Source organism: Acinetobacter sp. YH12134, from assembly GCF_013418555.1.
GTDB classification, from domain to species: domain Bacteria; phylum Pseudomonadota; class Gammaproteobacteria; order Pseudomonadales; family Moraxellaceae; genus Acinetobacter; species Acinetobacter indicus.
This window is the reverse complement of sequence record NZ_VPBT01000040.1, coordinates 1-9,767: the sequence shown is the minus strand read 5'-3', so window position 1 is coordinate 9,767 and position 9,767 is coordinate 1. Positions and strand designations below refer to the sequence as shown.

8 protein-coding genes and 1 pseudogene are annotated in these 9,767 nt (G+C 42.4%); 4 read left to right on the top strand and 5 right to left on the bottom strand.

Annotated elements, in window-relative coordinates:
- Positions 1–250: 250 nt before the first annotated feature.
- The 3 genes from FTU69_RS14375 to FTU69_RS14365 are packed head-to-tail and all read right to left on the bottom strand — an operon-like array spanning position 251 to position 3,318.
- The gene (locus tag FTU69_RS14375; RefSeq protein ID WP_180104087.1) at positions 251–1,195 is read right to left on the bottom strand and encodes a copper resistance protein B; all 945 of its coding nucleotides are present in this window, start codon (positions 1,193–1,195) and stop codon (positions 251–253) included.
- Positions 1,182–1,520: a hypothetical protein gene (locus FTU69_RS14370; protein ID WP_004897649.1), complete on the bottom strand. Its 339-nt coding sequence runs from the start codon at positions 1,518–1,520 to the stop codon at positions 1,182–1,184. The genes FTU69_RS14375 and FTU69_RS14370 overlap by 14 nt, the downstream gene beginning before the upstream one ends.
- Positions 1,507–3,318 carry a copper resistance system multicopper oxidase gene (locus FTU69_RS14365; protein WP_034583971.1) on the bottom strand — a complete coding sequence of 604 codons (1,812 nt, stop codon included), beginning with the start codon at positions 3,316–3,318 and terminating at the stop codon, positions 1,507–1,509. Before FTU69_RS14365 ends, FTU69_RS14370 begins: the two co-directional genes overlap by 14 nt.
- A 1,076-nt stretch (positions 3,319–4,394) precedes the next feature.
- Here FTU69_RS14365 and FTU69_RS14360 point away from each other — a divergent pair.
- From FTU69_RS14360 to FTU69_RS14345, 4 genes are all read left to right on the top strand, one after another.
- Positions 4,395–5,327 carry an IS5 family transposase gene (locus FTU69_RS14360; protein ID WP_180104088.1) on the top strand — a complete coding sequence of 311 codons (933 nt, stop codon included), beginning with the start codon at positions 4,395–4,397 and terminating at the stop codon, positions 5,325–5,327.
- Between the two features lie 570 nt (positions 5,328–5,897).
- On the top strand, positions 5,898–6,470 hold the full coding sequence (locus FTU69_RS14355; RefSeq protein WP_005180682.1) for a LexA family transcriptional regulator: 573 nt from the start codon (positions 5,898–5,900) through the stop codon (positions 6,468–6,470).
- Positions 6,467–7,765 carry a Y-family DNA polymerase gene (locus tag FTU69_RS14350; protein WP_005180684.1) on the top strand — a complete coding sequence of 433 codons (1,299 nt, stop codon included), beginning with the start codon at positions 6,467–6,469 and terminating at the stop codon, positions 7,763–7,765. Before FTU69_RS14355 ends, FTU69_RS14350 begins: the two co-directional genes overlap by 4 nt.
- Positions 7,766–7,923: 158 nt before the next feature.
- Positions 7,924–8,133, top strand: a complete 210-nt coding sequence (locus FTU69_RS14345) for a hypothetical protein (RefSeq protein WP_127801938.1) — start codon at positions 7,924–7,926, stop codon at positions 8,131–8,133.
- Between the two features lie 179 nt (positions 8,134–8,312).
- On the opposite strand, the gene xseB is transcribed toward FTU69_RS14345, so the two are convergent.
- Together xseB and xseA are read right to left on the bottom strand one after the other, a co-directional pair.
- Positions 8,313–8,507: an exodeoxyribonuclease VII small subunit gene (gene xseB / locus FTU69_RS14340; RefSeq protein ID WP_005180690.1), complete on the bottom strand. Its 195-nt coding sequence runs from the start codon at positions 8,505–8,507 to the stop codon at positions 8,313–8,315.
- Positions 8,497–9,654 (bottom strand): annotated as a pseudogene (xseA, locus tag FTU69_RS14335) (exodeoxyribonuclease VII large subunit); the annotation flags it as partial. The pseudogene xseA and the gene xseB, both read right to left, overlap by 11 nt.
- Positions 9,655–9,767 lie beyond the last annotated feature (113 nt).

Below are 9,767 nucleotides of genomic sequence, written 5' to 3'. Positions count from 1 at the left end.
TAAGTTCTTTATCCGACATAGACACCAACATATCAAACCGTCCGCTAAGAAAATTGCAAAAGTGCATATTCTAAAAGCGGACATTTTTACTTTGGAGAAACCGGACATTTCTACTTTGGGCTTACAAGTCGACTTCGCATAACAGCCATTATGTTAAATGGAAGGAAGCAAAATAAGTTAACATTTTGCTTCCGGCCACATTAAGCTAGAGTTTTATTTAAATAAAGCTATTTAGTAATCATTAAATTAATTAAAATCTAAATCTAACACCAGCTCCATATAACCAACCTTTCTCAGAGTTTGATTCTATTTGCCACGACGTTTCATCATTACCTTTTGAATACTCATAGGCAATGTCGATATACGGCATGATCTTTTTACTGATTTCATAGCGAGTTTCAAACCCTGCGGTTGCACTGCTTAAACCAGTTTTTTTCGCATATTTAGAGTCATCACTAAAGATAGCATCCAACTCTAAATAAGGTTGAATAATCAACTTTTGCGTAATCAGAAAATCACGTTCCGTTTCTAGGCTAAAGCCCGCATAACTGTCTTCTCCTGCATAGAGATAAGCATCAGTTTCAAAGAAATATGGCGCCATACCATGTAAGCCAATCACCGCATCAACATTTTCTTCGGTGTCTTTGCGATGATCATTGAGTTCAACTTTTTCACTACGATAACGTGCACCAATCTGTGCATCCCAAAAGTCTGAAATCATACGGCTATATAAAAGTTTGGCATCATAATGTGCATCATGCGATTCTTCTTTATCGGCATGAATTTTAATAAAAACCTTATTTTCATCTGTGCCAATACGGGTTTCAAACTCTGACTTTAAATCACCTGTGCCATCTTCATTGACAAGCCACTTATTGTCCACTGTCGTAATCGCATAAATTTGCGCACCGTGTTCTGAGCGATGATCATAATGCGAACTCTGCTGAGCATTCGCATCTGGTACATGATGTAAATAATTAACCGTAGATTTTGCCTGATGTTGTGCCTGATTCATTTGGCTATGGTTCATTTGAGAGCGATCCATTTGCATCGGCTGATTTTGACTAGAAGATGTAGCAACTGTCATTTTTTCAGGCGCACTATGATCTTCACCATTATGTGCCAAACTCACTGCACTGACCATCAACAAAGAGCTTGCTAAAACAGTTTTAGAAAAAAGATTAATGGTGCGCATGTTGATCTCCTTTCTGTACTTTTTGATCTTGCTGTTTCTCTGTTGATTTGTGATGCATTGGCTGATGACCTGCATGTTGATGGTTCATCGGTGCTGAATGTGCAGCATGATTCATTTTCCCCATCATCTGCATGTGTTGTGCATGCTCTTGTGGAGAATGCTGTGAATGATCCATCTCAGACATCGCTTGATGATTCATTGATGGTACATTTTTTCCATCAGTCTGAGCAGTTGAATGATGCCCTTCGTGCGCCAAACTTAAGCTTGTTAAACTCAATACCGCAACAGAAAAAAACGCTTTAAATACAAAATTAGTGATGTGCATGTCCAGCTCCTTTTTGCTCAGTTACTTGGTGAGTTTGAGTCGAATTTGTACCTTGAATTGGCGTTGTAGACACTTGTTCATCGCTAACATTTGCCACGATCAACTTGTTCATCATTCCTGCACTCATGTGATACAACAAATGACAATGGATTGCCCATTCGCCCAACTCATCCGCAGTTAATAAAGCAGTCACTGTTTTACCCGGTGGTACAATCAATGTGTGTTTATTCGGCATATCTACCGACTCTTGACCATTCTCCAACTGCATAAACATGCCATGTAAATGCATGGGGTGCGCCATCATACTGTCATTAATAAATTTGATACGGATACGCTCGCCATACTTCACTTTTAATGGCTCAGCATCGCTGAATTTTTTACCGTTAATCGTCCAAATATAACGCTCCATAGTACCGCCCAAACGCACTACTAATTCACTGCTAGCTTCACGAGTATCTTTTTGCGGTTCTAAAGATTTTAAATCACTATATTGCAAGGCTTTATTGCCCGCAGGTGTAGATGCATTTGCCCAACCATAAACCACTTGATCATTTTCTTGTGGTTTTGCTGTGCCATGCTGTGAATGATCCATTTTCGAGTGATCCATGCCTTGCATATCGCCATGGTTCATTTTTGAATGATCCATTTTCGAGTGATCCATGCCTTGCATATTGCCGTGGTTCATTTTCGAATGATCCATTCCTGCATGATCACCGCCACCATGTCCCATATCTTCCATGGTCAAAAGTGAGCGTGGACGTGGTGCAGGCATATGAATGCCATGTGTCATAGGATTTAATTCATTGTGCAGTGTACCAATCGCATAGCCTGCACGGTCAATTGACTCAGCTTCAATTTGATAATGTCCGCCTTTTGGCTCCACAATCACATCATAAGTTTCAGCTGTGCCAATACGAAACTCATCCACAGCAACAGGTTTTACAGGCTGACCATCAGCACTGACCACAGTCATTTTCAAGTTAGGAATACGGACATCGTAGAAAGACATCGCAGATGCATTCACAAAACGTAGGCGAATTTTTTCATTCGGTTTAAACATTCCTGTCCAATTTTGTTCAGGTGTTTTGCCATTAATGAGGAAGGTATAACCTGTAACATCCGACATGTCGGTTTTTAGCATACGCATCTGATTCCACATTTTGCGGTCAGACCATGTCGCTTTTATGCCATCACGTTTAACCTGCTTCCAAACATCACCCAAGGTTTCACGCTGATCTTGATAATATTCAGCTGAAATTTTAAGATCTTTCTGAATTTGATCACTGGTTTTTTCATGAAAATCTGACAACATCACCACATAGTCACGTTCAGCTTTTTCATGTGCTGCCAATGGTGTTTTACCTTTTGGATAAATCACAAAAGAACCATATAAGCCGTCCTGTTCCTGTCCTTTAGAATGAGCGTGATACCAATAAGTCCCGCTTTGGCGAATCTTGAATTTATAAACATACTCGCTTTGAGGCTTAATACCGTTAAAACCATTAAATCCCGGTACACCATCCATAATGCCCGGCAACAACAGTCCGTGCCAATGAATAGAAGAATCTTGGTTTTTTAAATTATTTTTCACGCGAATGATGGCTTCATCACCCTCTTCAAACTCAAGCAAAGGCGCAGGAAATTGACCATTTACGGTAATGCGCTTTACAGGCTTTCCAGTTGGGCTGACCACTGCTTCATCAATAACAAGCTGATATTCACGCACTTCGGCAAAAACCAAAGGCGACGATGCAAAACAAATACCTGCTAATAGGTACGAACTAATTTTATGAGACATAACTTAACCTTAATTTTTGAAAAATAAATAAATTTTAAAAAAATTGGTTAAGCTTTAGGGGGACGTAAAATTTCTTGCCAATACCCATTTAGATATTGGTTGGGGTAATAAAAATTAGGCTGATCTACAGAATAGAAGGTATCTAGGGGATCTAGCGAGCTTTGCAAAGAATGAAGACATGAGATCTGTGTCTGGCAGGATAAGCTAGAACATTCCTGACACTTTTTGTGATCTATATTCTGATTAAGAGCTAAATGATTATGGCAATCGGTATTCGTCTGTACTTCGTGATTAATACCATGTTGAGTGACTTGCTGTGCTTGATCTAAACAATGATCTTGGCTCATTTCAGTTTGCATATTGATATGCATTATCTTTACTGATGCAACAGACACACTACTCCATCCTATGGCAAAAACCATAAGAAAACAAAACCAAAGTTTTTTGGAGAGATGAGTCAACACGAATGCTATCTAGGAATAGAATTTAATCCAAAATATCTTAACGGAATTTCAAATATTTACAACTCAATATAATTTAGTAGTTTCTCTAAAATTAACATAATACACGTTATGCGAAATTATTTTAATTTTACTTTAAAATCAATTGGTTAATTATAAAATAAAAAACCCAATCATACTAGATTGGGCCTTTTATGTGAATAATTGTGTTCCACGTTTTTTTAGAATTATGCACCTAAATTCTTACGATACTGAATGAAGCCTGTATTGTCGGCCAACTGATCATATAAGATTCTTACTGTATATTTGGTTTCACGAGTTAGCCAATAAACTTTTGAACAATTCTGTTTTCCCCTTCTGTATATACTGTATCAATCAGCACTTACCTAAACCTTTTTATCAGTTCTCGTGTTTAACGAAAAGTTGATAGCTACTGATTTTTATTCCATTGATTTTCTGCTAAGTAGCGCAGTTTTTTTGCTGTAGTTTTTGCAAATTTCAGTTCAAAATACTGTTGAAATTTAAACACATAAAATAATTAAGTGTTTTATATCATTGTTTGGCTTTGTTGCACAAAGCTGTTCTCAAGGACTCCTTCGGCAATATAATTTCCAAATTAAGAAGCCTACACACAAAATCTACCGCACAACCAATTGGCCCGCATATAACAGAGCTCTCATTAATCGTGGGAATATTGCCATTTGGTTCGATCCAAAAACACAATGGTATGCAGAACCTCAAGGCAAACAAGGTCGAAGTCAAACCTACTCCGACATAGCGATTCAATGCTGTTTGATGATCAACTCTCTATTTAGACTCACTTTACGCATGGTCACTGGCTTTGTTCAGAGCCTCATTAAACTTTGTAGATTAGATTGGACAGCGCCAGATTATTCGACTATTTGTAGAAGACAAAAGCATATTGATATTGCGATAAGCTATCAGAAAAGTCGTGATGGTCTCCACCTACTCGTCGACTCTACTGGCTTGAAGTTTTTAGGTGAAGGTGAATGGAAACGTAAGAAACATCAGCCTGAATATCGTCGCCAATGGCGTAAACTTCACATTGGTATAGATGCTGAAACGCTGCAAATACGGGCCGTTCAGCTCACGACAAACAATGTCAGTGATTCACAAGTACTCGAAGATTTACTTGATCAAATTCCACTTGATGAGCAGATTGATTCTGTCTATACAGATGGTGCTTATGACACGAAACACTGCAGAAAAGTCATTTCAGATCGACAGGCACATGCGGTGATTCCGCCAAGAAAAAATGCGAAGCCCTGGAAAGACAAAAAGCTGAGATCTTTAGAAAGAAATAAATTGTTGAAAACGGTTAAATGCCTAGGAAGAGCAATTTGGAAAAAGTGGTCTGGGTATCATCGCCGAAGCTTGGTAGAAACCAAGATGCATTGCATCAAATTATTGGGAGATAAACTCAGTGCACGGAGTTTTCAAAGCCAGGTGAATGAGATTCATGCACGTGTGGCAGTATTAAATAAATTTATGGAATTAGGCCGAGCTCATACCCAAGTTGTCACTTAAATTTAAACAACTTAGGAAAGCTCTATCTTTAAAATCTTTATGCAACAAAGCCTGTTGTAGTCGATTTATAAATAATTAATAATCATTATATTAAACTATATATTGTTATTATTTCTCACGAAAATCAGCATCAAAAACATAGGTGACTTTTATAAACTAAAATGCCTAAAATGAAGTGACCAAAACCACATTAAATGATCTAAATTGATCAAAATTTTACTCCACCAAAAACTATATACCAGTAATTAAATCATATACTTATAATTAAGGTCATTTAATGGAATAAATCTCGGTGACCTTGCCAAGGTTGGGGTATTTTGCAACAGTGCCCTTTTTCTTATGCACGTGGCATGTTCCCTCAGGTTTGATTTAAACCTTCTGCAGTAGAAGTTGAACCTCAACAGCTTGGGCTGCAAATAATTTTTAGCTCAAGTTTGATTGCTCTAAGTAATCTATAACCACCTTCTGGTGAGATAGATATTCAGAACACAATCCGACGAATGGAGTTGTTTTTTTCCACTGCTGTTTTACCATCTTGATTATGTTACACAATCAAGATGAACAAGTAAAATGGATGAATTTCAGCATGGTGGTGCCCGTGAAGGTGCTGGTCGCAAACCAGTTCATGAAGGCCCAACCAAAGTGATCCGGGTTCCCGAAGCCCGTGTACTGGAGATCAGGCAGTATCTGGATCAGATAAAAAAACCAGCCCGCAATGATGTTGCTTCGATTACTCCGGTTGAAGCCAGAACACATTATGAGATTCCGGTTGCCTTGCAAAAGGTGGCTGCAGGTTTCCCTTCCCCAGCCCAAGACTATATCGACAAGACCCTGGATCTGAACGAGTTCCTGATCCAGAACCAGCAGGCTACCTTTATCGTTGAGGTGGAATCGCTTTCCATGCGCGATGCCGGGATTGATCTGAAGGACAAGCTGATCGTGGACCGCAGTATTGAGCCCAAGCATGGTGATATTGTTCTGGCCCTGATCGACAATGATTTCACCATCAAACGACTGATGATTGAAGGCGACAAACGCTGGTTACAGGCGGAAAACCCGGATTATGCGGATATCCATTTGAAAGACGGTCAGACCCTGCTGATCTGGGGTGTAGTCACCAGTGTCATCAAGAAGTTCAGATGAACAGCCCCGAGCGGATTTATGCCCTGATCGACATCAACAACTGTTATGTCAGTTGTGAACGGGTGTTTAATCCCAGCCTGAATCACCGTCCAGTGATTGTGCTGAGCAATAATGATGGTTGTGCAGTGGCCCGCAGTAATGAGGCCAAAGCCCTGGGCATCAAGATGGGTGTTCCGTTGTTTCAGGTTCAGGACATTGTCCGGCAGCATCAAGTGGTGGTGCTGTCGAGCAACTATGCCCTGTATGCGGAAATGTCCAATCGCTTCCATTCGATTTTGGCCGGTTATGTGGCTCCGCATGAACAGGAAATCTATTCGATTGATGAATGTTTTCTGGATTTAACCAGTTATGCACAGCATTTTGACTTGACCCGCTATGCCAGAGAGATGAAACAGCGGATCTGGGCCTGGATCGGGTTGCCGGTATCCATCGGGATTGGTCGCAGCAAGACCGAAGCCAAGCTAGCCAATCACCTTGCCAAGAAATGGCCTGGCTTTGCAGGCGTATGCAATGTGCTGGAGCTGGATTATCTGGATCAGGAAACGCTGTATGCTGGAATTGAGGTGGGTGAAGTCTGGGGTGTGGGACGTAAGCTGGTCAAAAAGCTGAACCAGATGGGCATCCATTCGGTACTGGATCTGGCCATGCAGGATGCGCATCGCATGGGAAGTTTGTTTTCAGTGCTGATGCAGCGCACGGTGCTGGAATTACAGGGCATCTCCTGTTTGCAACTGGAGGATGCTCCTGCACCCAAGCAGCAGATTGTGGCTAGCCGCTCCTTTGGAGAACGGATTACTGAGCTGGATGATCTGAAAGAAGCCATGGGTAAGTATGTGCAAGATGCAGTCATGCGCTTGCGTGCGGATGCCTCGCTGTGTGGCTGTATCATTGCTTTTGTGCAATCCAATCCCTTTGATCAAAACACAGCGTATTACAGCAAATCGTTGGCCTTTGAATTCCCGGAACCCACGGACTGTGTACTTGATCTGATTCATGCTGCGATGCAGTTACTGCAAGGCATCTATAAGCCAGAGGTAAAGTATAAAAAATGTGGGGTGATTCTGACCGGTCTGGTCAGCAAGACCCGCTATGTGCCTGATCTGCTTACAGACCATCGCCAGCGTGAAAGCAACGAACAGCTGATGCAGGCTTTAGAAGCCGTGCAAGCCAGATATGGCAAGACTAAACTGGCAGTGGGATCGTGTTATTTACCACAGCGGAAATGGTCGATGAACCGGACACATCTGACCCAGAACTATTTCAGCTGGCAGGGATTATTGAAAATTACCCATTAAGCCAACACCCCTTTTTAGGTTAAACAGGTGACAATTAACAACCGGACATCTATCCAGCCCCCCTATTGCGGACGGATCGCTGCTGGGAAGATACTCATATCGCTATGGTAAAACATTGAGCTCATCATATTGCAAGCAACTCAGGAGGCTTAAATCGCATGGCTAAAACAACAAAGGACGAAATCCCTGTAGAAGAATCAGCTCAAGCCAGTGAAGTTTCTGACAAAGTAAGGGAAGCTAGAGCGTTATTGGGCAAGCAAATGTCCGCAAACCTGATTGCGATCGCAGAACTGACCCATACCCCGATTCCACACATGCAGGTAGATGAACACGGGGTTTTTCACGAGATTCAAAACACTGATAGGTAGACCGGCATGGATTGCAGTAACGGACGGTATTCTCCTGTTCAATCGGTCGAGTGCTCAGATCCGGTTTGATCGTTATCGTTAAGTCCATATTTTTGTACCTAACACATGGTTTTATACAGTTAAGTACAGGAATACGTACTGAACAGACAAAGCGTTTTTATGGTCCTTAGGCTTTTTTTCTATTCCTTAAAGGTGTCATTGAGCGCCTGCTGAACCGCCTCAATCCTTGATTTGCAGGCTTTGTAGGCGGTCATGGATTCTTCAACGATCGCCATCAGGTTATCAATATCCGGTTCTTCCTGCGATTCCAGCAGTTCGGCATTCTTCTTCAGAATCTCGTAGCCCTGTTTGAAACTGAGTTCTTCATTGTTCATGTGTATTTACCTGTGTCACGGTGGCATCAATCATGCCATCCTGGAGTTCGATCTGGAGTTGCTGGCCAGTGATTTGTTGCACTGAGCGGATGGCTTTGCCCTGACTGCGGACAATCGCATAGCCTTTAGCCATCACGTTTCGTGGGTTCTGTAGCAAGGTTTCCCGCATCAGGGATTCGGTCTGCTGTACAGCCTGCCGCAGCTGTTGCTGGGCAAAATACTGGGTATCGCTTTTCAGCAGATCAACGCTACGCTGCGCATCATTGAGCTGGCTTTGTGCCAGGGTTTGGATGGTTTTCAGATACTGGTCATTCTGGCTTTGATAGGCGGTCAGCTGATGCTGGGACAGCAGTTTGATGGTTTGCAGCGCAGTACTGGCTTCATTGACCCGTTCGACAATCAGGTTACAGATCCCGGCGATGACTTTACTTGGGGTATCAAAGGAGCGATGCGCGATTTCATCCAGAATGGTGCGGTCTTTCTCGTGGCCAATGCCCACCCAGATCGGCACTGTTCTTTTACACAACAGTGCAGCCAGATCATAGTCGTTCAGGTACGCCAGATCATTCACTGCTCCACCCCCACGGATGATCACAATTAGGTCGGGAGCGGTCTGGTAATCTTGAGCCCACTGCCTGAGTGCACTGGCCAGAGCCTGCATGATGCTGGTTGGGGCAGTATTGCCCTGGAAGGTGGCTGAATGATAAACGAAGTGGCAGACACCCGCCTGAGCCAGGGCATCGGCATCTTTTTTAAAGTCTCCCAGCCCGGCGGCATTTTCCGGGGCGATGACCAGTACGTTCTGCAAATCAAAAGGTGCCGGTAGCTGTTTGTTGTTGTTGAGCAGGCCTTCCTGGGTCAGGCGCTGCAGGATCTGCTGATAGCGTTTGGCAATGTCACCTAAGGTGAAGCTGGAGTCGATATCTTCAATATTGACGGAGAAACCATATTGCGGATCAAATTTGGCTTTGACCTTGATCAGGACATTCAAGTCTCTGGACAGTTCAATGCCGCTTTCCCGTTCAAACCTTAACACGATTTTTTGTGCGGTGAATTTCCACAGGGTGCCTTTACAGCTGGCAATCACTTTATGGCTGTCTTCATCTTTCTCTGCCAGTTCCAGATAGTAATGCCGGCACTGTTGCAAATAGAGATTTGAGTCGATGATGTTCCCTTTAAAAAGTACTTAGAGACCGAAAACCCTGTTGATTAGACACACTTCACCCTGAGGCTGACCATAATAAAATGACGATGCTTGTC